Below are 23,209 nucleotides of genomic sequence, written 5' to 3' on the forward strand. Positions count from 1 at the left end.
GGGGGGATCCTTCGCGGGGATGAGGGCGATATCCGCCTCTGGCAGGGTGGCGCCGGAGGAAGGGCGCCTAAATTGATTGTGTGCGCAACACCATCGGCAGCCTTCGGACGTGGTTCCGCGGGCACCCGCTGATTCCCGACGCGATCTTCGGTGGAGCGCTGGCCGCCGCCTCGGTTCCCTTCGCCCACGCGGCCCACGTCCTCGGCGACCCCGACCGCCTCAGGACGCCCGACGCGATGGGCCTCGGCCTGATCGTGGCGGGCTGCCTGTCGGTGGCGCTGCGCCGTCACCGGCCGTTCCTGGTGCTCTTCCTGGTCTGCGTGGCCGAGGTCACGCTGGCCTCCACGGGACGTAGCCCCTCCCTGCTCTGGCTCGTCACCCTGGTGCTGGTCTACACGATCGCCGCCGGGCGCGGTCTGGCGCTCAGCCTGTGCGCCCCGGCGCTGGCCCTCACCGGTCACCTCCTGTCGTCGGCGGCGGGCGGCGGGTTCGCCGGGCTCGGCGGGTGGAGCGGTCACCTGCTGATGGCCGTGTTCACCGCCTCCCTGTGGATCGCCGGCCGGAGCGTGCGGTTGCGCCGCGCCTACCAGGCGGAGCTGCGCGACCGGGCACGGCGCATGGAACGCGCCCGGGAGGCCGACACCCGGGCGGCCAGGGCCGAGGAGCGTTCCCGCATCGCCCGTGAGCTGCACGACGTGGTCGCCCACCACGTGAGCGTGATGACCGTGCAGGCCGCGGCGGCGCGACGGGTGCTGGCCAGCAACCCCGACGGGGCGAGAGAGGCCCTGTCGGCGATCGAGAAGCTCGGCCGGACCGCGATGTCGGAGATGCGCAGCATGGTGGGCGTGCTCAGGACCGACGGGACACCCGCCGAGCGCAACCCGCAGCCGGGGGTGCGCGAGATCCCGGCCCTGGTCGACCAGATGCGCGAGGCGGGGTTGCGGACGCAGCTGTGGATCGACGGCGAGCGGGACACCCCAGGCGCGACAGGAACGTCAGGGACGGAGGGGACGGAGGGGACGGAGGGAACGGAGGGAACGCGGGGAACGCGGGGAACGCGGGGAACGAGGAGAAAACTGCCCCCCGGTGTCGACCTGGCCGCGTACAGACTGGTCCAGGAGGCCCTGACCAACAGCCTGCGGCACGCGGGGCCGCAGGCGCGGGCCTGGGTGACGGTACGGCACGAGCCGGGCGAGCTGGCCGTCCAGGTCGAGGACGACGGCCTCGGCCCGGCGGCGCGCGACGCGGACGAGGAGGTGACCGGGCACGGATTGGCGGGCATCCGGGAACGTGTCGCCCTCTATGGTGGACTTCTGAGGATCGGCCCGCGCGACGGGGGCGGGTTCGAGGTCAATGCCCGGTTCCCCCTCAAGGACACGTGATGACGATCAGAGTGCTGCTGGTGGACGACCAGCCGCTGCTGCGCACGGGCTTCCGCCTGATCCTGGAGGCCGAGCCCGATCTCACGGTGGTCGGCGAGGCGGGGGACGGCAAGGCCGCGCAGGACCAGTCGCGGGCGCTGCTGCCCGACGTGGTGCTGATGGACATCCGGATGCCGGGTGTGGACGGCATCGAGGCGACCCGCAGGATCGTGCGGGAGGCCACCGTGGGCGCGCACGTGCCGCGGGTGCTGGTGCTGACGACCTTCGACCTCGACGAGTACATCGTGGAGGCGCTGCGCGCCGGGGCGAGCGGGTTCCTGCTGAAGGACGTGCCGCCCGAGGAACTGGTGCAGGCCATCCGGGTGGTGGCGGCGGGCGACGCCATCGTCGCGCCGAGCGTCACCAGGCGGCTGCTGGACAAGTTCGGCGCGCACCTGCCCTCGGCGCACCAGCAGTCGACCCCCGCGCGCCTGGATCGGCTGACCGAGCGCGAGCTGGAGGTGCTCCGGCTGATCGCCAAGGGCATGTCCAACGCGGAGATCGCCGCCCAGCTGGTGGTGAGCGAGACGACGGTCAAGACCCACGTCGGCAACGTGCTCACCAAGCTGGGCCTGCGCGACCGCGTCCAGGCCGTCGTCCTCGCGTACGAGACCGGCCTGATCACGCCGGGCGCGCTGCCCTGACCCCCGAACGCGATCCGCCCGCACGGGGACTCCGTGCGGGCGGGGTGCGGCGAGTGGTCAGCCGGAGACGAGCTGCGGGGGCGCCTGCTCGGTGGGGGCGTTCTCCGGGAAGTGACAGGCGACCTGATGCCCCGGGGCCAGCGTCGCCAGCGGCGGCTCCACCGTCTTGCAGATCTCCTGGGCCTTCCAGCACCGGGTGTGGAACCGGCAGGCGGGCGGCGGGTTGAGCGGGCTGGGCACGTCGCCCTGGAGGCGGATGCGCTCGCGGTCCTTGCGCCGGGCCGGGTCGGGAACGGGCACCGCGGACATCAGCGCGGTGGTGTACGGGTGCATGGGCGACTCGTACAGGTCCTTGCGGTCGGCCAACTCGACGATCTTGCCGAGATACATGACCGCGACCCGGTCGCTGATGTGCCGGACCACCGACAGGTCGTGCGCGATGACCACATAGGTCAGGTCGAGCTCGTCCTGGAGGTCCTCCAGGAGGTTGACCACCTGGGCCTGGATCGACACGTCCAGCGCGGAGACCGGCTCGTCGGCGATGATGAGCTTGGGCTTGAGGGCGAGCGTGCGGGCGATGCCGATGCGCTGGCGCTGGCCGCCGGAGAACTCGTGCGGGTAGCGGTTGTAGTGCTCGGGGTTGAGCCCGACCAGCTCCAGGATCTCCTGGACCGCCTTCTTGGTGCCCTGCTCGGTCTGGATCCCCTGGATGCGGTACGGGGCGCCGACGATGGCGCCGACCGTGTGGCGGGGGTTGAGCGAGGAGTAGGGATCCTGGAAGATGATCTGCACGTCGCGCCGGAGGGGCCGGATCTTGGACTGCGACATGTGAGTGATGTCGTGTCCCTCGAAGATGATCTTCCCGCCGGTCGGCTCGATGAGCCTGGTGATCATGCGACCGGTCGTGGTCTTGCCACAGCCGGACTCGCCCACCAGGCCGAGGGTCTCACCCTTGCGGACGTCGAAGCTGATCCCGTCGACCGCTTTGACCGCACCGACCTGGCGTTTGAACAGACCCTTGGTTACCGGGAAGTGCTTCTTCAGCCCTTGCACTGACAGAATTGGCTCGGTCACAGACTTTCCGTTCGTCGAACGCGCGGCCGGGGCAACGGGCTTGTCGGCTCGCTCGCTCACGAGGACCCCAGGTTCGCTTTGATCTCGTTCTCCCAGATGTCCCGCCTGACCTCACGGGGCAGGTGACACCGGACCAGATGACCGCCGTCGCTCTCGAGCAGCTCGGGCACCTCGGTGTTCGCCCTTCCGCCGGTACGGTCGGCGTAGTCGCAGCGCGGGTTGAAGGCGCACCCGGCGGGCACGTTGATCAGGGAGGGAGGACTGCCCTTGATCGGCAGCAGCCGTTCGGTCCGCTCCCGGTCCAGGCGTGGCATCGATCCCAGCAAACCCCAGGTGTAGGGATGCTCCGGCCGGTCGAAGATGCTTTCCGCCGTGCCGTACTCGATGCCCTTCCCGCCGTACATCACCAGGATGTCGTCCGCCAGCTCCGCGACGACACCCAGGTCGTGGGTGATGACGATCAGCGCGGCGTTGAAGTCACGCTGCAGGTCGCGCATCAGGTCCAGGATCTGCGCCTGTACCGTGACGTCGAGAGCCGTGGTCGGCTCGTCCGCGATCAGCAGCTCCGGGTCGCAGGAGAGCGCCATGGCGATCATCGCGCGCTGGCGCATACCGCCGGAGAACTCGTGCGGGTAGCTGTCGACGCGCCTGTCCGGCTGTGGGATGCCCACCCGGCCCAGCATGTCGATGGCGTGCTTGCGCGCGACCTTCTTGCTGACCTGGTTGTGGATCCGGTACGCCTCCACGATCTGCGCGCCCACCGTGTAGAAGGGGTGCATCGCCGAGAGCGGATCCTGGAAGATCATCGCCATCTTCTTGCCGCGCAACGTCCGGACGTGGTCGGCCGAGGCGGCGACGAGTTCCTCGCCGTCCAGCCAGATCTCACCGGAGATCCTCGCCCGGCCACCCTTGTGCAGTCCGAGGATGCCCAGCGAGGTGACGCTCTTGCCGGATCCGGACTCTCCCACGATACCGAGCGTCTTGCCGCGCTCCAGCTGGAAGGAGAGCCCGTCGACGGACTTGACCAGGCCGTCGTCCGTCGGGAAGTGGATCCGCAGATCCCTCAGTTCGAGAAAGCTCGACGGAGCGCTCATCCCAGCCTCACCCTCGGGTCGACCACCGCGTACAGCAGGTCGACGATCAGACTGGCCAGCACGACGAAGAGCGCCGCGACCATGGTGACACCCATGATCTTCGGAAGGTCGTTCGTCACGATGGCCTGGACGGCATAGTCGCCGATGCCCTTCAGCGAGAACGTGCTCTCGGTGAGCACCGCGCCGCCGAGCAGCAGGCCGAGGTCCAGACCGAAGATCGTCAGGATGGGGGTCAGCGCGGCGCGCAGCCCGTGCTTGACGACCACTCTGGACTCGTGCATGCCCTTGGCCCTGGCCGTGCGAATGTAGTCCTCACCCATGGTCTCCAGCATTCCCGCCCTGGTCAGGCGCGCGTAGGACGCGGCATAGAGGAATGCGAGGGTGATCCATGGCAGGAGGAGGTTGTAGGCCCATTGCGCTGGATTCTCCAGGAACGGCGTGAAACTGCCGCCCGGCGCGGTGATACCCAGCCCGTAGCTGAAGACGACGAGGGAGACGATGCCGGTGAAGAAGATCGGCAGAGAGACCCCGGCGAGCGCGATGCTCATCGCCGCCCGATCGAAGATCGTGCCTTTTCGCAGCGCGGACAGCACGCCCGTCGCGACGCCGCCGAGCAACCAGATGACCGACGCGCCCAGGGCGAGCGAGAGGGTCACCGGGATGCGTTCCACCAGGTCGGGCCAGACCGGCTGCCTCCTGATGAAGGAGTAGCCGAAACAGGGGGCGGGGCACTCCTCGATGGAGGCGCCGGTGTCGTACGTCGAGCCGACGAAGACACCCGAGATCCAGCGGCCGTACTGCACGGGAACCGGGTCGTTGAACCCGAGTTTCTCCGCCGTGACCGCGATCATCTCCGTGTTGGCGGCTCTGCCCATGTAACGGCTGGCGAAGTCCTCGGCTGTGGCCCCCGCGACACGGGGAATCACAAAGAAGATCGAGAACGTGACCATGCTCACGATGACGAGCATGAGCGCCGCGCCGATCAAACGGCGGATGATGTAAGTGACCACAGTCCCCCCGGCTCCAGGGGCCGACCGCGCGGGCCGGCCCCTTCAAGCCTCGACTAACCGAACTCGACTAACTGAACAGGATTTCCGACGGTTACTGGACACCGATGTTCAGGTAGTCGTACATGTCGAACGCACCGGTGACGAAGATGTTCGTCGCGCCGATGGGACGGACCATGACGCCCTTGGACCAGACCGCGGGAAGCACGTAGGCCTGCTCCATGACCCGCTGGTCGATCTCGCCCCAGAGCGCGTCACGCTTGGCGACGTCGGCCTCGGTGAAGACCTGGTCGATCTTCGCGTCGATTTCCTTGTCCTTGACGCTGAGGTTGTAGTTACCGCCCGACTCACGGATGGTGCGGCTGTCGACGATCTGCGACATGAAGCCGAAGCCGTCGTTCCAGTCGGCGCCCCAGCCGTTGGTGGCCAGGCCGATGCCGTTCTTCTTCACGAAGTCCGGCTTGCCGGCGTAGAGCGAGAAGTAGTCACCGGTGGGGTAACCCTTGAGGGTCAGCTTGATGCCGACCTTGGCCAGCGCCTGCTGGAGCGACTCGGCGGTCGCCTTCTCCTTGGGACGGTCGGCGCGGTAGGCCATGATGGTCTCGAAACCCTCGGGCTTGCCACACGCGGCCAGCGCGGCCTTGGCCTTCTCCACGTCGCCGGTGCCGGTCGGGTAGAGGTCGAGCTTCTTCCAGCCCCCGATCGACGGCGGCATCAGGCCGGTCGCGATCTCACCGCCGGCGAACTCGCCGCCGTAGGCGTTCTGCAGGCCCACCCGGTCGGCGCCGTAGATGATCGCCTTGCGGCACTCCACGTTGTCCAGCGGGGCCACGTCGGGGATGATCGAGGTGTACCAGGTGCGGGCGCCGGTGGGGTTGTCGGCCCGGGCCTTCAGCGCCGGGTCGCCCAGCACGCGGCCGAGCGCGGCGGGCTGGACGCCCGAGCCGGCGAGGTCGATGTGCAGGTCGCCGGAGATGATCCGGTTGTCCAGGTCGTCGGCGTTGACGCCGAGGGAGATCTCGTAGCTGTCGGGCAGCGCCTTGCGGATCGGGTCGGTCGCCGGGTCCCAGTTCTCGTTGCGGACCAGGGTGTACTGCTTGCCGGGCTCGACCTTGTCGAACTTGTAGGGGCCGGAGGCGATCACGTGCTCGCGGTACTTGACGCCGGTGTCCTTGGCCTGGGGGACCGGGATCGTGCCGGGCAGCGCCGCGAAGTTGTCGAAGCCCGCGTAGGCCTTCTTCAGGTGGAAGACGATCGTCTGGTCGTCCGGCGTCTCGATCGCGGAGTCGGTGTTGACGTCCGGGGTCTTGTAGACGGTCTTGAAGTCCTTCGGCAGGTCCAGCCAGTCGTTGAAGTACGTCGGGCCGTTGACGAAGGTCTCCTTGTCCATGGACCGCAGGACCGCGTACTTGACGTCCTTGGACGTGATCGGCGTGCCGTCCTCGAACTTCACGCCGGCGCGAAGCTTGTAGGTCCAGGTCTTGCCGTCGTCGCTCGACTCGCCCAGGCTCTCGGCCAGGTCGGGGGAGAGCTTGCGGCCCTCGGCGCCGGGGGCCGGGGTGTAGGTCACCAGCGAACGGCCGTAGATACGGACCAGGTTCCAGGAGAGCGCGTAGTAGGTGTCACCGGGGTCCACCGAGTCCCAGTCCTCGGAGATGGCCATCTTCAGGACGCCACCCTTCTTGTCAGAAGGGTTGAACACCTTGTCGAGGCCCGCGTTGAACGCGTCCGCGGCCGCCGGCGCGGCCGACGAACCATCGGCCGGTTTCGTCTCACCGCCGCCACCGCCACAGGCCGAGAGCCCCAGGGAGAGAGCGGCACCCGCGGCCGCGAAGGCCAGCGCGGATCTCTTGTTCATTTACTTGCACCCCTTGTTAATCCGGGAGAACGGGAGGTTGAGGGTCAACGGGACGCCTTCGGGTCGAGGGCGTCGCGCAGCCCGTCACCGAAGAGGTTGAAAGCCAGCACCGTAATGAAGATCGCCATACCGGGGAAGAACATGAAATGCGGCACGTTGTAGTACTTCACCGCCTGCGAGAGCATGCCTCCCCAGGTCGCCGTGGGCGCCTGGATACCGACTCCCAGGAACGAGAGCGCGGCTTCGAACAGGACATTCGTGGGGATGAGCAGCGTCGCGTAGATGAGGATCGGCGCGATCAGGTTCGGCAGGATCTCCCGGAACAGGATGTACGGTCCGCGGGCGCCCAGGCTACGGGCGGCGTCGACGAACTCGCGTTCCCGTAGTGACAGCGTCTGGCCCCTGATGATCCTGCCGATGTAGGGCCAGTTGAAGAAGCCGATCACGAAGATCAGCAGACCGATGCGCAGCGTGTCGCCCTGCACCCCGAGGCTCTGCTCGAACTGGCCGAGGACACCGACCAGGGCCATGGCGAAGACGAGGAGGGGGAAGGCGAGGAAGACGTCCATCGTGCGGCTGATCAGGGTGTCGACCCAGCCACCGAAGTAACCGGCCATCACTCCCATGACGGTGCCGAGGACCACCGAGAGCACGGTGGCGAGGACCGCGATCAGCAGCGAGATCCGTGCTCCGTAGACCACCCTGCTGAAAAGGTCACGGCCGTTGAGCGGCTCCACCCCGAACAGGAAGTCCCCGCTGATGCCCGTGCCGCCCTGGGGCGCCATGGTGGAGGGATCGATCATCTCCTGGTGGAACTCGTTCGGCGGATGACCGAACACGTCCACGATCAGCGGAGCGAAGACCGCCGTGAGGATCAGCAGGACGACCACGCCGGCACCGATGAGCGCGACCTTGTCGCGCTTCAGATGCATCCACGCGATCTGCCCGAGCGATCGGCCTTGGATGGCTTTCACGCCCGCTCCCGCGAGCACTGCCTCCGGCGAGACCTCGGTGGTCTTACCGGGGGCGTCGAGCGGTGCGGTCATACAGTTGGCCCCCTGGATCCCAGACGACGTCGTCCGTCAACGCGTCCCCCGGGTCGGGGTAGCGCGCCGTAAGTCTACGGGCCGCTATTAGTGGTCCCGTGCGCAGAATCTATGGGCTGAACTGCGCTGACCAGTCCCCTGAGGCGCTATGTGGCTCAACTGTGATTCACGTGAAATTCATTCGTTTTGATCTTGAAGGTAATGTCCGGAAGCCGTTCCGCTTCTGTCTCGGATTCGTGACATGGAAACGAGGCGATGACGTAGCGTCACCCGATCCCCCGGCGCTTCAGGATGTCCTCGATATCGGAGAAGTCGTCGTCGGCCGCCGGCTTCGCCGCGGGCCTGGACCCGGCGGCCTTGGAAACGGGCGAGGGCGCGGGCGTGCGCTTGGGCAGCGGCTGCGTGACGGCCGTCGCGCCCGGTGCCGCCGGTGCCCCCGGTGTCACGGCCCCGCGCCGCCCCGAGGCGGCCGGGGCGCTCGCGACGGGCGCCGGGGAGGCCCCGGACCCCGAGGACCCCGAGGACGCGGCGGCCCTGAGGCGGCGTCCGCGCAGGAAGCCGGAGACCAGGAAGAGCAGCGCGGAGAGCCCTGCCACCCCCACCCCGGCCCACACCACGGGATTGAACGCCAGGCCGGTGACGAACCCGCCGATCGCCGTGCCGATCTGCCACAGGGTCGGCAGCGCGCCGGTCAGGTAGGCGGCCACGGGCAGCAGCGACCAGGCCGCGGCGCGCAACCCCGCCGCGGCCCCCCGGCGCCGCATCAGCAGGAAACTCAGCACCAGCCCCACGCCGGTGACCCCGGCGCAGAGCGGCAACCACGCGATCTGTTCGAACGACATAGCGGACCGCCCCTCGTATCGGCTTACCCGATCTCCATCCTGGCACGTGGAACCGGGACGGGCCCTCCTTCCTGAGGAGGGATCACCCCTTAGGGGATACGGGGCGGTTCGCGGGAAAGATCAGGGGCGATCCCCGACTTCGAACGGCTCGCCGGAGGACAGCGAACGCAGGATCGCCACGTCGACCTCCAGCAGCGAGTCGACGACGAGGCGGCCGGGCGCGGCGGGAATCGGCAGCACGCTCGGCACCGCCACCACCCGGCAGCCCGCGGCGGTGGCCGACGTCACCCCATTCGGGGAGTCCTCCAGGGCGACGCAGCGGGCCGGATCGACCCCCAGCAGCCGGGCGGCCGTCAGGTAGGGCTCGGGATGGGGCTTGGTCCTGGTGACGTGGTCACCGGTGACCACGTGGTCGAAGTTGTGGTCGCCGATGCTCCGCAGGCACGCCTCGGCGATCGGCCGGACCGACGAGGTGACCAGGGAGGTGGCCAGGCCGTGCCCGCGCACCTCCGCCAGCAGCTCGGCGGCGCCGGGCATCATCTCCACCCCGCCCGCGAGCCTGGCGGTCATGCCCTCCAGCATCCAGGTCTCCACCTCGGCGGGGGTGGCGCCCCCGCCGGAGATCCTGAGCATGTAGGCCACGGTGGCCGGCATGGAGCCGCCCACCAGATTCTCCTGGTGGGCCTCCCCCCACTCGCCGCCGAGCCGTTCCATCACCTCGGTCTCGACCTGAAACCAGATCTTCTCGCTGTCGACGAGAAGACCGTCCATGTCGAAGAGAACCGCTTCCATTCCCGGTGAACCCCCTGCCGATCACACGCCGGTCATACGTTGAAGTAGTTGGCCTCGGGGTGATGGACGATCAGTGCGGACGTCGACTGCTCGGGGTGGAGCTGGAACTCCTCCGACAGCTCGACGCCGATCCTGGCCGGATCGAGCAGCTCCATCAGTTGCACCTGGTCCTCCAGGTTGGGGCAGGCCGGGTACCCGAAGGAGTAGCGGCAGCCGGCGACGTTGACCTTGAGCATGTCCTCCAGGGACTCGTCGCCGCCGATGCCGAGCTCCGAGCGCACCCGCGCGTGCCAGTACTCGGCCAGGGCCTCGGTCAGCTGCACCGACAGGCCGTGCAGCTCCAGGTAGTCGCGGTAGGCGTCCTTGGCGAACAGCTCGGCCGCGGCCTCGGAGACCCGGTTGCCCATCGTCGCGACCTGGAGGGCGACGACGTCGACCTCGCCGGAGTCCTTGGAGCGGAAGAAGTCGGACAGGCACAGGTGCCGGTCGCGCCGCTGGCGCGGGAAGGTGAAGCGGGTGCGCTCGTTGCCCCCCTCGTCCAGGATGATCAGCGAGTCGCCGTCGCTGACGCACGGGAAGTAGCCGTAGACGACCGCCGCCTCCAGCAGCCCGTCGGTCTGCATCCGCTCCAGCCACATCCGCAGGCGCGGGCGGCCCTCGGTCTCGACCAGCTCCTCGTACGAGGGCCCGTCGCCGCCGCGCGCGGCCTTGAGGCCCCACTGGCCCATGAACGTCGCCCGCTCGTCCAGGAACGCGGCGTACTCGGCGAGCGGCACGCCCTTGATGACGCGCTCGCCGAGGAAGGGCGCCGTCGGCACCGGGTTGCCGGTGGCCACGTCGGAGCGGGCGGGCAGCTCCTCCACCGGGGTCCTGACCAGCGTGGCGCCGCCCTTGACCCGGCGCTCGCGCAGCGGCGGCAGGCTCGCGCCCTTCTCCCCGCGCTTGACCGCCATGAAGGCGTCCATCAGGCGCAGTCCCTCGAAGGCGTCGCGGGCGTAGCGGACCTGGCCCTGGAAGAGCTCCGCGAGGTCCTGCTCGACGTAGGCGCGGGTCAGCGCCGCCCCGCCGAGCAGCACGGGGAACTTCTCGGAGATGCCCCGGGAGTTCATCTCCTCCAGGTTCTCCTTCATGATGACCGTGGACTTCACCAGCAGCCCGGACATGCCGATGACGTCGGCCTTCTTCTCCTCGGCGGCCTCCAGGATGACCGACACCGGCTGCTTGATGCCGAGGTTGACGACCTCGTAGCCGTTGTTGGAGAGGATGATGTCGACCAGGTTCTTGCCGATGTCGTGCACGTCGCCCTTGACGGTGGCGAGCACGATGCGGCCCTTGATCTCGCCCTCGACCCGCTCCATGTGCGGCTCCAGGTAGGCGACCGAGGTCTTCATCACCTCGGCCGACTGGAGCACGAACGGCAGCTGCATCTGGCCGGAGCCGAACAGCTCGCCGACGGTCTTCATGCCGTCCAGCAGCACGTCGTTGACGATCTCCAGGGCGGGGCGCCGGGCGAGGCCCTCGTCGAGGTCGGCCTCCAGGCCCTTGCGCTCGCCGTCGACGATGCGGCGCTTGAGCCGCTCCCACAGCGGCAGCGCGGCGAGCTCCTCGGCCTTGCTCTCCTTGAGGGCGGCGGTGTCGACGCCCTCGAACAGCTCCATGAACCGCTGCAGCGGATCGTAGCCCTCCCTGCGCCGGTCGTAGATCATGTCCAGGGCGACCTCGCGCTGCTCCTCGGGGATGCGCGCCATCGGCAGGATCTTGGAGGCGTGCACGATCGCCGCGTCCAGGCCGGCGTTGACGCACTCGTTGAGGAAGACCGAGTTGAGCACGACGCGGGCGGCCGGGTTGAGGCCGAACGACACGTTCGACAGGCCCAGGACCGTCTGCACGCCGGGGTGGAGCCGCTTGATCTCCTTGATCGCCTCGATCGTCTCCAGCGCGTCGCGCCGGGTCTCCTCCTGGCCGGTGGCGATGGGGAAGGTGAGCATGTCGATGAGGATGTCCTCGATGTTCATGCCCCAGTTGCCCGTAAGGTCCTCGATGAGGCGGACCGCGATCTGAACCTTCAAGTCGGCGGTGCGGGCCTGGCCCTGCTCGTCGATGGTGAGGGCGACCACGGCGGCGCCGTACTCGCGGACCAGGGTCATGTTCCGGTGGAAGCGCGTCTCGGGGCCGTCGCCCTCCTCGTAGTTGACCGAGTTGACGACCGCGCGCCCGCCGAGCATCTGCAGCCCGGCCTCGAGGACGGCGGGCTCGGTGGAGTCGAGGACGACCGGCAGCGTGGAGGCGGTGGCGAAGCGGAACGCCAGCTCCCTCATGTCGGCCACGCCGTCGCGGCCCACGTAGTCGACGCAGAGGTCGAGCATGTGCGCGCCGTCGCGGGCCTGCCCCCGCGCGATCTCCACGCACTCCTCCCAGTCCTGGGCGAGCATCGCCTCGCGGAAGACCTTGGAGCCGACGGCGTTGGTGCGCTCGCCGATGGCCAGGTACGAGATGTCCTGGCGGAAGGGGACGCTCTGGTAGAGGGAGGAGGCGCCGGCCTCGGGGCGGGGGCGGCGCGGGGCCGTCTCCCGCCCACGGACCCGCTCGACGACCTGGCGCAGGTGCTCGGGGGTGGTGCCGCAGCAGCCGCCGACCAGGGAGAGCCCGTAGTCGCGGGTGAAGTTCTCGTGCGCCGAGGCCAGCTCCTCGGGGCTCAGCGGGTAGTAGGCGCCGTCGGAGGTCAGCACGGGCAGCCCGGCGTTGGGCATGCACGACAGGCGGACCCGGGCGTGGCGGGCCAGGTAGCGCAGGTGCTCGCTCATCTCGGCGGGGCCGGTCGCGCAGTTGAGGCCGATCACGTCGACGCCGAGCGGCTCGATCGCGGTCAGGGCCGCGCCGATCTCCGAGCCCAGCAGCATCGCGCCGTTGGTCTCGATGGTCACCTGGGCGATCACCGGCACGTCGCGGCCGGAGTCGGCGATGGCCCGGCGGGCGCCGATCACCGCCGCCTTGACCTGGAGCAGGTCCTGGGAGGTCTCGATGATCAGCGCGTCGGCGCCGCCGCCGATCAGGCCCGCGGCGTTGTCGTAGTAGGCGTCGCGCAGCTCGGCGTACGGCTTGTGCCCGAGGGTGGGGAGCTTGGTGCCGGGGCCGATGGAGCCGAGCACGAAGCGCGGGCGGTCGGGGGTGGACCAGGCGTCGGCGGCCTCGCGGGCGACGCGGGCACCGGCCTCGGAGTACTCGAAGACGCGCTCGGGGATGTCGTATTCGCCGAGAGCTGAAAGGTTGGCCCCGAAGGTGTTGGTCTCGACGCAGTCGACCCCGACCTCGAAATAGGCCTCGTGCACGGCGCGGACGATGTCCGGACGGGTGACGTTGAGCACTTCGTTGCAGCCCTCATGGTCCTGGAAGTCATCCATGGTGACGTCGTGGGCCTGAAGCATCGTCCCCATTGCCCCGTCGGCGACCATCACGCGCTCGGCCAGGACTTCGCGGAAAGACGGAGTGCTTGTCATGGGACAAGAGTACTGGGAGCCGTCCGGGCGCCCCCGTACTCGGCGGCGATCGGATCTTTCGCCCGCTCGGCCCGGCGATCACCCCTGTCGCCGCCCCCCGCCGCCGCGCCGGAACACGCCGGAACACCGCCGGTGGCCGGTCGCGCCGTCCTCACCGGTACCGGCGATCCCCCGATCCCCCGGTCCACCGGCGGGCGCGAGGGCGGCCTCCCGTGGCCGCCGGGCCGGGAGCCCACCGGCCCCGCGGGCGGTCGCGAGACGCGGTGCCGCCCGGCGTGTGGCGGCGCGGAGGTCGCGACGTCCTGATCGCTCGCACCATGTCGGGAAGGTGACGTGAAGGCCCCCTCACCGCATAGGCTTAGCCGGATAGGACGAGAGGTGAGAAGGAGGGGGCGCGTGATCGAGATCGAAGGCCTGCCCGAGCTCGTCGACCCGGTGATGATCGCCGCGTTCGAGGGGTGGAACGACGCGGGTGAGGCCTCGAGCGGAGTGATCGCGCACCTCGAGGACGAGTGGAAGGCGACCCCGCTGGTCTCCCTGGACCCGGAGGAATACTACGACTTCCAGGTGACCCGCCCGATCGTCGAGATGGGCGAGGGGCTGACGCGGTCCATCACCTGGCCGACCACCAAGCTGTCGGTGGCCAGGCCCCCGGGCGTCGACCGCGACGTGGTGCTGCTGCGCGGCATCGAGCCAAACATGCGCTGGCGCGCGTTCTGCGAGGAGATCGTGCTGGTCTGCCGCGAGCTGGGCGTCGAGCTGGCGGTCCTGCTCGGCGCGCTGCTCAACGACTCGCCGCACACCCGCCCGGTGCCGATCGTGGGGTCGGCGACCGACGAGGGCCTGGCCAGGGCGATCAACCTGGAGCTGAGCCGCTACGAGGGGCCGACCGGCATCGTCGGCGTCCTGCAGCACTCCCTGGGCGCCGCCGGGCTGCACGCCGTGTCGCTGTGGGCCTCGGTGCCGCACTACGTGGCCCAGCCGCCCAACCCGAAGGCCACCATGGCGCTGCTCAGCCGGATGGAGGACCTGCTCGACATCCCGATGCCGCTGGGCGAGCTGGCCGAGGAGTCCCGGGCCTGGGAGCACGGCGTCGACGAGCTGGCCTCCCAGGACAGCGAGGTCGCCGAGTACGTCAAGGAGCTCGAGGAGCGCAAGGACGCCGCGGAGCTGCCCGAGGCGAGCGGCGACGCCATCGCCGCCGAGTTCGAGCGCTATCTGCGCCGGCGCGACCGTGACTCCGACGGCTGAACTCACGGCGTGCGGTTACCACCGGACGCTCTTTTTCGCCTAGGTTGAAACCAGGTTGAGCCTGGGGTCGGGCCCGGGTCGACAGGCACTGATCGGGCACGCCCCGCCTCTCCGGGGGCGCGCCGAGCGGAAAACCGGACGTCGGCGACTCCACGGCCAGGAAGAACCCAGGAAGCACACGGCCCCGTGGACGCCGGTGAACGACGCATCACCGTTACGACCATCTGTCCATGTGACTGCGCACGTTAGGGCGACCATGGCGACTCCCTATATCGACCCGTACCAGATCGACCCGTACCAGATCGATTCGTATCAGCAGACCGTCGACCCGCACCGGAACGCGCAGGAGGCGCGGCGCCGCGTCCTCGAGCTGGCCGCGTTCATGAAGCGCGAGGAGGCCGACGACGCCGCGCACCCGCGTTCGCGGGGCACCGCGTCCGGACACGCCGTCGACATGTTCCTGGCCCTGCTGCAGGACCGGCTCCCGGTCTGGCGGCGCATCCTCGACGACCTGATGTACCTGGTCGGCAAGGGCCGGGTGAGCGAGAACCTGCTGCCCATCGCGCGAGCGGGCATCGACTACTACTGCGAGGTCCAGGCGGCGGCGCTGCCCGCCTTCACCTCCCCCTCGGTCACCGTCCGCTTCCGCGAGGCGATGCGCGACAGCGACATCGGGCCGATGTCGGAGATCGTGCCGCTCACCGCGTACCTGGCGGCCGAGCAGCGGGCGGGGCGCGTCTCTCCCGGGGTCGTCCCGGTCGCCAGCGCCCGGCTGCTGCTCGCCGGGTGCTTCCGCCACGCCTACTACGAGACGCTTCTCGGCGCCGACGACTTCCTGCCGTCGCGGGACGAGGTCGCCGAGGAGATCGTCCGGGAGCTGAGGCTGGAGCCCCGGCCGGCCTGATCGCCCCCCGCGATCAACGGTGCCGGGCGGGCCACGCCGGGGTCCGGACGCTCGGAGGCCGGACGCCCCGGTCGAGTCCGGCCGCCACCGGTCCCGGACGGGCCTGGCCGCCGGCCGTGGCCGTCGACGCCAGGCGCGCCTGGTCGAACCGGGCCCACACCAGCGCGGCCAGGTCGGCGTCCACCCCCAGGGGGGCTGCGACCAGGTCGGCGCCGGACGTCTCCAGACGGTCCTGGAAGAAACCGGGGGCCAGGAGATAGGAGGCCAGTGCGATCCGCGGCGCGGGTCCCGAGCGCAGCCGCTCCAGAGCCTCGGCGACCGACGGGGTGCCCGTCGCGGCGAAGGCCGCGGTGACCGGGCGGGAGAGCCTGACCGACAGCAGCCGGGCCGCCGCCCGCACGTCGGCCAGCGCGGCCGGATCGGACGAGCCCGCCGCTCCCAGGACCACCGAGTCGGCGCCCCTCAGCCCCGCGGCGGAAAGCCGCCTGGCCAGGACGGCGGTGAGCAGCGGGTGCGGTCCCAGCGGGGCCGCCAGCACGGCGTCCGGCCTGGCCGCGGCGATCACGGAGGGCAGGTCGATGTGGACGTGGTAGCCGCCCGCCAGCAGCAGCGGGACCACCACGACGGGGCCGGGCAGGCCGGGCAGCACGTCGGCCAGCAGCGGCGAGCTGATCTCCAGGAACGCCTGCTCCACCCGCGTCCCCCGGCGGCCCCCGCGCACCAGGTCCCGCAGTCCGGCCAGGGTCTCCTCGCCCCTCGCGCTGCGCGTCCCGTGCCCGGCCAGGACCAGGGTCGTCACAGGCCTTCGCCCCGGTCGCAGGCCAGGCGGTAGCCGCGCTTGACGACCGTCTCGACGATCCCCGCGGGACCGAGGGCACGGCGCAGGCGGGTGATGGCCATCTCGACCGCGTGCTCGGCCGAGTCGCGCGACGGGCCGCCGGGGAGCACGGTCCGCAGGTCGGAGCGGGCCACCACGTGTCCCGGCTTGTCGGCCAGGCGCTTGAGGACCGCCATCGGCGCCGGTGGCAGCGGCTTCAGCTCGCCGTCCACCGCGACGGCGTGGCCGCGGATCTCCAGCCGGTGGCCGCCCGCGACCAGGCGGGTGACGCTGTGCTCGGGCAGGTGCCTGGCGAGGGTACGGGCCAGCGTGCCCAGGCGGGAGCGCTCGGGCTGCACGGTGGGCACCCCGCGCGCCTCCAGCGGTGCGGCGGTGACCGGTCCCACGCAGGCGGCGACGACCGGCCCGGCGAAGGCCGAGACCAGCGCGTCCTCCAGACCTTCCGCGCGGGCGGAGTTGAGCATGGCCAGCACGGCCGGGGCGCTGGTGAAGGCGACCGCGTCCACGCCGCCGGAGATCGCCTGGCTGACCAGGCGCCGCAGCGGCGACACGTCGCGGTAGGGCAGCCACCGGTAGACCGGCACCTCGATGACCTCCGCGCCCGCCTCGCGCAGCGCGGCCACGAAACCGGTCAGCGGCTCCCCGTGCAGCTGCACGGCGATGCGGCGCCCGCGCAGGTCCTGGGCGAGCAGGTGCTGCTTGACCTCCTCGCACGACTCCGTGGGCGGGGTCCAGTGGTCGGTCAGGCCCGCCGCCCTGACCGCGCCGCGCGCCTTGGGCCCGCGGGTCAGCAGCCGGGCGGCGGTCAGGTGCTCGGCGAGGTCGCCGGAGAGTCCCCAGCCCTCGGCCGCCGCCATCCAGCCGCGAAAACCGACGCCGGTGGTGACCACCACGTCGTCGATCGGGGCGGCCAGGCTGGCGCGGGTCGCGGCCAGCAGGTCGGCGTCCTCCGTCAGGGGCACCAGCCGGATCGCCGGGGCGCTCACCACCCTGGCGCCCCTGCGTTCCAGCAGCGCGCAGAACTCCTCGCGCCGCCGGGTGGCGGTTACCCCGATCGTGAACCCGGCCAGCGCGTCGGGCGCGGTCTCGGGAGAGCCGGTGGGCCCGTCCAGAACGGCGATGCTCATCTGTCGTTCACCACTCCTCGCTCGATGTTTCCTCGGTATCCGGGGTGTCCGGCCGCCCGCGGCCCCACCCCGTGCCCACCCGTGCTCACCCGGGGCCCACCTCCACCGTTCCGCCGGTGAGGCGGATCGGGTAGGTCGGCACGGCCACCGCGGGATCGTCCAGGCACACCCCCGTCGCGAGGGAGAACACCTGCTTGTGCATCGGGGAGGCCACCACGGGCTCGCCCGCCCTGGTTCCCACGATCCCCCGGGACATGACGTGGGCGCCGCTGAACGGATCGCGGTTGCCGATCGCGAACAGGGAACCGTCGAAGGCGCGGAACAGCGCGATCTGCCTGCCGTCGACGAGCGCGCACGCTCCGCGCTCGGGCAGCAGATCGGCGTAGGAACAGACCGCTGTCCAGGCGATCGTCTCCAGGTCTTCTCTCAGCTCCAGGTCTTCTCTCAGCGCGGTCATCGGTGAAGGCCTCCTCTCTTCGGGTTCTCAGGTCCTCGGGGTACGACGGTGGCGCTCCGGCACGGCCGGCGCGGGACACGGATCGGGCCGGATCAGGAACGGACCACCTCCAGCGGGATCAGGACCGGTTTCACCTGGTCGCGCTCGGGCTCGAAGGCGATCGACGGGTCCGGGGTCCCTGGGGCGTTGACGAAGGAGACGAAGCGCCGCAGCTTCTCCGGGTCCTCGATCGCGGCCCGCCACTCGTCGGTGTAACCGGCCACGTGCCGCTCCATCTGGGCCTCCAGGTCGGCGCAGATCCCCAGGGAGTCGTCCAGCACGACCTCCTTGACGTAGGCCAGGCCCTGGGCCTCCAGCCAGGCGGAGGTGCGCTGCAGGCGGTCGGCGGTACGGACGTAGAACATCAGGAACCGGTCGATGACGCGGACCAGCTCCTCGGTGCTCAGGTCGGAGGCGAACAGGTCGGCGTGGCGCGGGGTGAAGCCGCCGTTGCCTCCCACGTAGAGGTTCCAGCCCTGCTCGGTGGCGATGACGCCGAAGTCCTTGCCGCGGGCCTCGGCGCACTCGCGGGCGCAGCCGGAGACGGCCGACTTCAGCTTGTGCGGCGAGCGCAGGCCCCGGTAGCGCAGCTCCAGCGCGATGGCCAGGCCGACGGCGTCCTGCACCCCGTACCGGCACCAGGTCGAGCCCACGCAGGACTTCACCGTGCGCAACGCCTTGCCGTACGCCTGCCCGGACTCGAAGCCCGCGTCCACCAGCCGCTTCCAGATCAGCGGGAGCTGCTCCACCCGGGCCCCGAACAGGTCGATCCGCTGCCCGCCGGTGATCTTGGTGTAGAGGCCGAAGTCGCGGGCCACCTCTCCGATCACGATGAGCTTGTCCGGAGTGATCTCCCCGCCGGGGATGCGCGGCACCACCGAGTAGGTGCCGTTGCGCTGGATGTTGGCCAGGAAGTGGTCGTTGGTGTCCTGCAGGGCGGCCTGCTCGCCGTCGAGGATGTGGCCGTTGCCGAGCGAGGCGAGGATCGAGGCGACGACGGGCTTGCACACGTCGCAGCCGCGCCCGGTGCCGTGCTCGGCGATGATCTGCGAGAACGTGGTGAGGCCGCGCACCCGGACGATGTCGAACAGCTCCGCCCTGCTCTGCGCGAAGTGCTCGCACAGGGCCTTGGAGACCTCGACGCCCGAGGAGACGAGGATCTGCTTGAGCGTCGGGACGCAGCTGCCGCAGGTGGTGCCCGCGCGGGTGCACGCCTTGATGCCGGGGACGTCGGTGAGGCCGTGCTCGGCGATGGCCGCGCACACCTGGCCCTTGGTGACGTTGTTGCAGGAGCAGACCTGCGCGTCGTCGGGGAGGTCCGTGCTCGCCGGCCCGCCGGTGAACAACAGCTCGCTCGGCGAACCCGGCAGGTCGCGGCCGACGAAGGGCTTGAGGGTGTTGTACGGGGTGGCGTCGCCGACGCAGATCCCGCCGAGCAGGGTGCGGGCGTCGTCACTGACGAACAGCTTCTGGTAGACCCCGCCCACCGGGTCCATGAAGGTCACGTCCAGCGCGCCCTCCATCGCGCCGAACTGGGCGACCTCCACGCCGAGCAGCTTGAGCTTGGTCGACAGGTCGGCGCGGGTGAAGACCGCCTCGCCGCCGAGGATGCGGTCGGCGGCGACCTCGGCCATCGTGAAGCACGGCCCCACCAGCCCGTAGACCATGCCCTCGTGCAGGGCGCACTCGCCGATCGCGTAGATCGCCGGGTCGCTGGTGCGCATCCCGTCGTCCACGGCGATCCCGCCGCGCCCGCCGACCTCGAGACCGGCCTGCCTGGCCAGCTCGTCGCGGGGCCTGACGCCCGCGGAGAAGACCACGATCTGTGCCTCGACGGTCTCGCCGTCCGGCTTGACCAGGCCCGCCACCCGCCCGTCCGGGCCCGCGACGATCTCCTTGGCCCCCGCCTCGGTGTGCACGTTCAGGCCGAGCGCCTCCACGTGGCCGCGCAGGACGGCGCCGCCGCCCTCGTCGACCTGCCGGGGCATGAGCCAGCCGCCCATCTCCACGACGTGGGTCGCCAGCCCCAGGCCTCGCAGCGCGTCGGCGGCCTCCAGCCCCAGCAGCCCGCCGCCGATCACGACGCCGCTCGTGGCGTCCGAGGCGGCCGCCCTGATCGCGTCGAGGTCGTCGATCGTGCGGTAGACGAAGCAGCCGTCCAGCTCCCTGCCCGGCACCGGCGGCACGAACGGGCTGGAGCCGGTGGCCAGCACCAGCACGTCGTACGGCTCGCGGTGGCCGTCGGCGGTGACGACCTCGCGCGCCCGCCTGTCGATCTCCACGACCCTGGACGACAGCCGCAGCACGACCCCGTCCGGCGTCGGATAGGTGAGGTCCTCGACGCTCCTGCCCGCCAGGTAGGAGGTGAGCGCCACCCGGTCGTACGCCGGCCGGGGCTCCTCCCCCAGCACCGTGATCCTTCCCGCGAAGCCCTTGGCGACCAGCGCCTCGACCAGCCGATGCGATGTCGGTCCGTGTCCTACCACGACGAGCCGTGACATGGGTCGCTTTTCCCCTCTCGTCCGCTCCGCCCCAGCCTTCACAGGTGTCTGGGGGGGAAGTGAGACCGGCATGGATCCGATGGTGCTTTCAGGCGGTTTCACCCTGAGGTCTCCCCTGTTACCGATGTGCTACAAGCCGCTAACCGCGTTCACATTCACGATGAGGCGGATGTGAGTTGTCCGTCGGCCGGGACGGTGCCGGATGTGAGCCGAACGGGCGCCCGATACGCCGGGATCACACGCGCGCCGCCGCCAGGCTCGGCACGGATCCCGCGGTCCGCAGGTAGCAGGCCCAGGTGATGGCCGCGCACACCAGGTAGAAGGCGGCGAAGGAGGCCAGCGCTGCGCCCGCTCCCCCGGTCGCGGCGATGGAGCTACCGAATCCACGGTTGATGAAGAACCCGCCGAAGGCGCCGATCGCGGAGATGATCCCGATCGCGGCGGAGGCGTCCCGCTTCCCGACGGCCACGGCGGCCTCGTGGGCGTCCGTACCGGGGGCGACGCCCGCCACGGCCTTCGCCCGGAAGATCGCCGGAATCATCCGGTAGGTGGAGCCGTTGCCGATGCCGGTGGTGGCGACCAGGAGCATGTAGGCGCAGAAGAACAGCGCGAAGGCGTGCTGGGACAGGCCCTGCCAGACCAGCGCCGCCGCGCCCGCCATCGCGGCGAAGTTGACGAGCGTCACCCGCGCCCCGCCGAGCCGGTCCGACAGCCAGCCCCCGACCGGGCGGATCAGCGAGCCGAGCAGCGGGCCGATGAAGGCCAGCGCCACCAGGGAGGCCTGCTCGGGGAACTGGCTCTTGATGAGCAGCGGGAACGCGGTGGAGTAGCCGATGAAGGAGCCGAAGGTGCCGATGTACAGGACGGACATGATCCAGGTCTGGGCCCGGCCGGCGACCTTCAGCTGGTCGGCGGGACTGGCCTTGGCGGAGGTCAGGTTGTCCATGAAGAAGTAGGCGCCGATCGCGGCGGCCAGGATGAACGGGATCCAGAACAGCCCGGCGGCGGCCAGGCCGAACGCCCCGATCACCAGGGGCATGACGAGCTGTACGGAGCTGACCCCGATGTTGCCGCCCGCCGCGTTGAGCCCGAGCGCCGACCCCTGCCTGTCCTGGGGGTAGAAGTAGGTGATGTTGGCCATGCTGGAGGCGAAGTTGCCGCCGCCCAGGCCCGCCGTGGCCGCGATGACCAGGAAGACCCAGTAGGGGGTGGCCGGGTTGCCGACCGCGATGGCCAGCAGCACCGCGGGCACGAGCAGGAGCAGGGCGCTGACCACGGTGAAGTTCCGGCCGCCGAATCTGGCCGGGGCGAAGGTGTACGGGATGCGCAGCGCCGAGCCGATCAGGTTGGGCAGGGCGACGATCCAGAAGAGCTGGTCGGTGGAGAAATCGTAGGAGCCGAGCTGCACGGTCACGATGCTCCACACGGTCCACAGCGTGAATCCGAGGTGCTCGGCGAAGATGGAGAAGATCAGGTTCCTGCGGGCCACCTTCCTGCCGTGTCCCTGCCAGAAGTCGGGGTCGTCGGGCCGCCAGTCGCTGATCCAGGGCTTGGCCATCTTTCCTCCTGCGGTTTCGGGCGGGCTTCGATCCCGAAATCTAAGAGGGCGGCATTACGCACATTTACTATCTGTGATGGTGCGCCGGTTACGTGTGACTAACCATGGAAATACGCAATGCACACGTCGCACAGCGGCAACATTCCGGAAACACGAGGGGTGAGGGGGTAACGGTTGAGTCAGCGCGACAATGGGAATCGTCTCCGGTGCCCATTCGTTCGCTTCGGGGAGTGCGCGTGGCCGTCCAGCCGATCCGACCGTTCACCGATCCCGTGCTTCGCACGGTGTCCGAGCCGGTGACCACCTTCGACCGCGCGCTGCGCGTCCTGGTCAAATCGCTCCAGGCCACGATGCGGGCCGGGAGGGGCCGCGCGGGACTGGCCGCGCCGCAGATCGGCGTCCCCCTGAGGGTCGTCGTCTACGAGCTGGACGGCAAGTCCGGTCACCTGGTCAACCCGCGCCTGGAGCTGTCCGAACGGAAGATCGTGGCCGACGAGGCATGCCTGTCCGCGCCCGGCCGCTGGTGGCCGCTGGAACGCTCCTACATGGTCACCGCCCGTGGTCGCGACATGTTCGGCAAGCCCGCCACCGTCCGCGCCCTGGGCGTGCTCGCCCGCGTCCTGCAACACGAGGCCGACCACCTCGACGGCACCCTCTTCGTCGACCACCTCCCCGAGGAGGAGCGCGAGCGATTCCTCGCCTCGATCTCGTGACTTGCGCATCGCGGAGGCATCGGATACCATCGTCTGGTTGCAGTCGTAGTTCTCAGCTTAGCCTTATCATCTCAAGTGCTTATGAGAAGTCCGCCGACAGCGGACGTTACACAGTTTCTCCGGATGGTTTCCGCGGGTGCATGGTAGGGTCCGCAACGCAGCCCCGTGCCGCCGACCTGGTGGTTCGGTGAGGCTCCCAATGAGGAGAAGTAGTTTTGTCTGAGGGCACCGTTAAGTGGTTCAACGCCGAAAAGGGCTTCGGATTCATCGCACCGGATGACGGCACCGCCGATGTCTTCGTGCACTACTCGGCTATCAACTCCGGCGGCTACCGCAGCCTGGAGGAGAACCAGCGTGTCAGCTTCGTCACCACGCAGGGCCAGAAGGGCCCGCAGGCCGACCAGGTTCAGGTCATCTGACCTGGTTTGACCTCAAAGGCTTCAGGCTGAGCCCGCACCGCGCAAGCGGTGCGGGCTCAGTCGTCTCTCAGGGCCGTTTCCCGCGCCGCCGTGCCCCCGGGAACGCCGCCGTGCCCCCGGGAACGCC

19 protein-coding genes are annotated in these 23,209 nt (G+C 70.0%); 6 read left to right on the forward strand and 13 right to left on the reverse strand.

Annotated elements, in window-relative coordinates; translation table 11 throughout:
* The first annotated feature begins 80 nt into the window (after nt 1-80).
* Nucleotides 81-1,382: a sensor histidine kinase gene (locus ACVCAG_RS24150; protein WP_447190325.1), complete on the forward strand. Its 1,302-nt coding sequence runs from the start codon at nt 81-83 to the stop codon at nt 1,380-1,382.
* On the forward strand, nt 1,382-2,065 hold the full coding sequence (locus ACVCAG_RS24155; RefSeq protein WP_440084903.1) for a response regulator: 684 nt from the start codon (nt 1,382-1,384) through the stop codon (nt 2,063-2,065). Before ACVCAG_RS24150 ends, ACVCAG_RS24155 begins: the two co-directional genes overlap by 1 nt.
* Before the next feature lie 57 nt (nt 2,066-2,122).
* On the opposite strand, the gene ACVCAG_RS24160 is transcribed toward ACVCAG_RS24155, so the two are convergent.
* From ACVCAG_RS24160 to metH, 8 genes are all read right to left on the reverse strand, one after another.
* Entirely contained in the window at nt 2,123-3,139 is a 1,017-nt protein-coding gene (locus ACVCAG_RS24160; protein ID WP_447190326.1) for an ABC transporter ATP-binding protein, read from the reverse strand.
* A gap of 56 nt (nt 3,140-3,195) precedes the next feature.
* Nucleotides 3,196-4,233 (reverse strand): oligopeptide/dipeptide ABC transporter ATP-binding protein, encoded by a 1,038-nt coding sequence (locus ACVCAG_RS24165; RefSeq protein WP_440066131.1) that lies wholly within the window; start codon nt 4,231-4,233, stop codon nt 3,196-3,198.
* Nucleotides 4,230-5,243, reverse strand: coding sequence for an ABC transporter permease subunit (locus tag ACVCAG_RS24170; RefSeq protein ID WP_440084905.1), 1,014 nt, complete (start codon nt 5,241-5,243; stop codon nt 4,230-4,232). Before ACVCAG_RS24170 ends, ACVCAG_RS24165 begins: the two co-directional genes overlap by 4 nt.
* Nucleotides 5,244-5,334: 91 nt before the next feature.
* Nucleotides 5,335-7,098, reverse strand: a complete 1,764-nt coding sequence (locus ACVCAG_RS24175) for an ABC transporter substrate-binding protein (RefSeq protein ID WP_440084906.1) — start codon at nt 7,096-7,098, stop codon at nt 5,335-5,337.
* A 44-nt stretch (nt 7,099-7,142) separates the two neighbouring features.
* A complete protein-coding gene (locus ACVCAG_RS24180) occupies nt 7,143-8,144 on the reverse strand; it encodes an ABC transporter permease subunit (RefSeq protein ID WP_440084907.1) in 1,002 nt (333 codons plus the stop codon).
* A 266-nt stretch (nt 8,145-8,410) separates the two neighbouring features.
* A complete protein-coding gene (locus ACVCAG_RS24185) occupies nt 8,411-8,986 on the reverse strand; it encodes a cellulose synthase (RefSeq protein ID WP_440084908.1) in 576 nt (191 codons plus the stop codon).
* Nucleotides 8,987-9,106: 120 nt separating this feature from the next.
* Nucleotides 9,107-9,778 (reverse strand): HAD-IA family hydrolase, encoded by a 672-nt coding sequence (locus ACVCAG_RS24190; protein ID WP_440084909.1) that lies wholly within the window; start codon nt 9,776-9,778, stop codon nt 9,107-9,109.
* Nucleotides 9,779-9,810: 32 nt separating this feature from the next.
* Nucleotides 9,811-13,275: a methionine synthase gene (gene metH, locus ACVCAG_RS24195; RefSeq protein ID WP_440084910.1), complete on the reverse strand. Its 3,465-nt coding sequence runs from the start codon at nt 13,273-13,275 to the stop codon at nt 9,811-9,813.
* A gap of 396 nt (nt 13,276-13,671) precedes the next feature.
* Here metH and ACVCAG_RS24200 point away from each other — a divergent pair, with 396 nt between their 5' ends.
* Nucleotides 13,672-14,526: a PAC2 family protein gene (locus ACVCAG_RS24200; protein ID WP_329079264.1), complete on the forward strand. Its 855-nt coding sequence runs from the start codon at nt 13,672-13,674 to the stop codon at nt 14,524-14,526.
* 256 nt (nt 14,527-14,782) lie between these two features.
* Complete coding sequence (locus ACVCAG_RS24205) at nt 14,783-15,430, forward strand: hypothetical protein (RefSeq protein WP_440084911.1); 648 nt, start codon at nt 14,783-14,785, stop codon at nt 15,428-15,430.
* A gap of 13 nt (nt 15,431-15,443) precedes the next feature.
* Here ACVCAG_RS24205 and ACVCAG_RS24210 read toward each other — a convergent pair whose 3' ends face one another.
* The 5 genes from ACVCAG_RS24210 to ACVCAG_RS24230 all read right to left on the reverse strand — a co-directional run bounded on the left by ACVCAG_RS24210 (nt 15,444) and on the right by ACVCAG_RS24230 (nt 21,950).
* The gene (locus tag ACVCAG_RS24210; RefSeq protein WP_440084912.1) at nt 15,444-16,229 is read right to left on the reverse strand and encodes a CbiX/SirB N-terminal domain-containing protein; all 786 of its coding nucleotides are present in this window, start codon (nt 16,227-16,229) and stop codon (nt 15,444-15,446) included.
* A complete protein-coding gene (locus tag ACVCAG_RS24215; RefSeq protein WP_440084913.1) occupies nt 16,226-17,395 on the reverse strand; it encodes a uroporphyrinogen-III synthase in 1,170 nt (389 codons plus the stop codon). The genes ACVCAG_RS24210 and ACVCAG_RS24215 overlap by 4 nt, the downstream gene beginning before the upstream one ends.
* A gap of 85 nt (nt 17,396-17,480) precedes the next feature.
* Entirely contained in the window at nt 17,481-17,852 is a 372-nt protein-coding gene (gene nirD / locus ACVCAG_RS24220) for a nitrite reductase small subunit NirD (protein WP_440084914.1), read from the reverse strand.
* Between the two features lie 92 nt (nt 17,853-17,944).
* Nucleotides 17,945-20,392, reverse strand: coding sequence for a nitrite reductase large subunit NirB (gene nirB / locus ACVCAG_RS24225; protein ID WP_440084915.1), 2,448 nt, complete (start codon nt 20,390-20,392; stop codon nt 17,945-17,947).
* A gap of 235 nt (nt 20,393-20,627) precedes the next feature.
* Nucleotides 20,628-21,950, reverse strand: coding sequence for an MFS transporter (locus tag ACVCAG_RS24230; RefSeq protein ID WP_440084916.1), 1,323 nt, complete (start codon nt 21,948-21,950; stop codon nt 20,628-20,630).
* 236 nt (nt 21,951-22,186) lie between these two features.
* On the opposite strand from ACVCAG_RS24230, the gene def reads away from it, so the two are divergent.
* Nucleotides 22,187-22,663, forward strand: coding sequence for a peptide deformylase (def, locus tag ACVCAG_RS24235; RefSeq protein WP_447190327.1), 477 nt, complete (start codon nt 22,187-22,189; stop codon nt 22,661-22,663).
* A gap of 215 nt (nt 22,664-22,878) precedes the next feature.
* Nucleotides 22,879-23,082 carry a cold-shock protein gene (locus tag ACVCAG_RS24240; RefSeq protein ID WP_344903117.1) on the forward strand — a complete coding sequence of 68 codons (204 nt, stop codon included), beginning with the start codon at nt 22,879-22,881 and terminating at the stop codon, nt 23,080-23,082.
* The last annotated feature ends 127 nt before the right edge of the window (nt 23,083-23,209 follow it).

The sequence above is a fragment of the Streptosporangium sp. G12 genome, from assembly GCF_052983175.1.

What these genes read in the sequence shown, in the direction of transcription:
- ACVCAG_RS24155 (WP_440084903.1), top strand. Translation starts at nt 1,382, where the DNA reads ATGACGATCAGAGTGCTGCTGGTGGACGACCAGCCGCTGCTGCGCACG.
- ACVCAG_RS24165 (WP_440066131.1), bottom strand. Translation starts at nt 4,233, where the DNA reads ATGAGCGCTCCGTCGAGCTTTCTCGAACTGAGGGATCTGCGGATCCAC.
- ACVCAG_RS24175 (WP_440084906.1), bottom strand. Translation starts at nt 7,098, where the DNA reads ATGAACAAGAGATCCGCGCTGGCCTTCGCGGCCGCGGGTGCCGCTCTC.
- ACVCAG_RS24180 (WP_440084907.1), bottom strand. Translation starts at nt 8,144, where the DNA reads ATGACCGCACCGCTCGACGCCCCCGGTAAGACCACCGAGGTCTCGCCG.
- ACVCAG_RS24185 (WP_440084908.1), bottom strand. Translation starts at nt 8,986, where the DNA reads ATGTCGTTCGAACAGATCGCGTGGTTGCCGCTCTGCGCCGGGGTCACC.
- ACVCAG_RS24190 (WP_440084909.1), bottom strand. Translation starts at nt 9,778, where the DNA reads ATGGAAGCGGTTCTCTTCGACATGGACGGTCTTCTCGTCGACAGCGAG.
- metH (WP_440084910.1), bottom strand. Translation starts at nt 13,275, where the DNA reads ATGACAAGCACTCCGTCTTTCCGCGAAGTCCTGGCCGAGCGCGTGATG.
- ACVCAG_RS24205 (WP_440084911.1), top strand. Translation starts at nt 14,783, where the DNA reads ATGGCGACTCCCTATATCGACCCGTACCAGATCGACCCGTACCAGATC.
- ACVCAG_RS24215 (WP_440084913.1), bottom strand. Translation starts at nt 17,395, where the DNA reads ATGAGCATCGCCGTTCTGGACGGGCCCACCGGCTCTCCCGAGACCGCG.
- nirD (WP_440084914.1), bottom strand. Translation starts at nt 17,852, where the DNA reads ATGACCGCGCTGAGAGAAGACCTGGAGCTGAGAGAAGACCTGGAGACG.
- nirB (WP_440084915.1), bottom strand. Translation starts at nt 20,392, where the DNA reads ATGTCACGGCTCGTCGTGGTAGGACACGGACCGACATCGCATCGGCTG.
- ACVCAG_RS24230 (WP_440084916.1), bottom strand. Translation starts at nt 21,950, where the DNA reads ATGGCCAAGCCCTGGATCAGCGACTGGCGGCCCGACGACCCCGACTTC.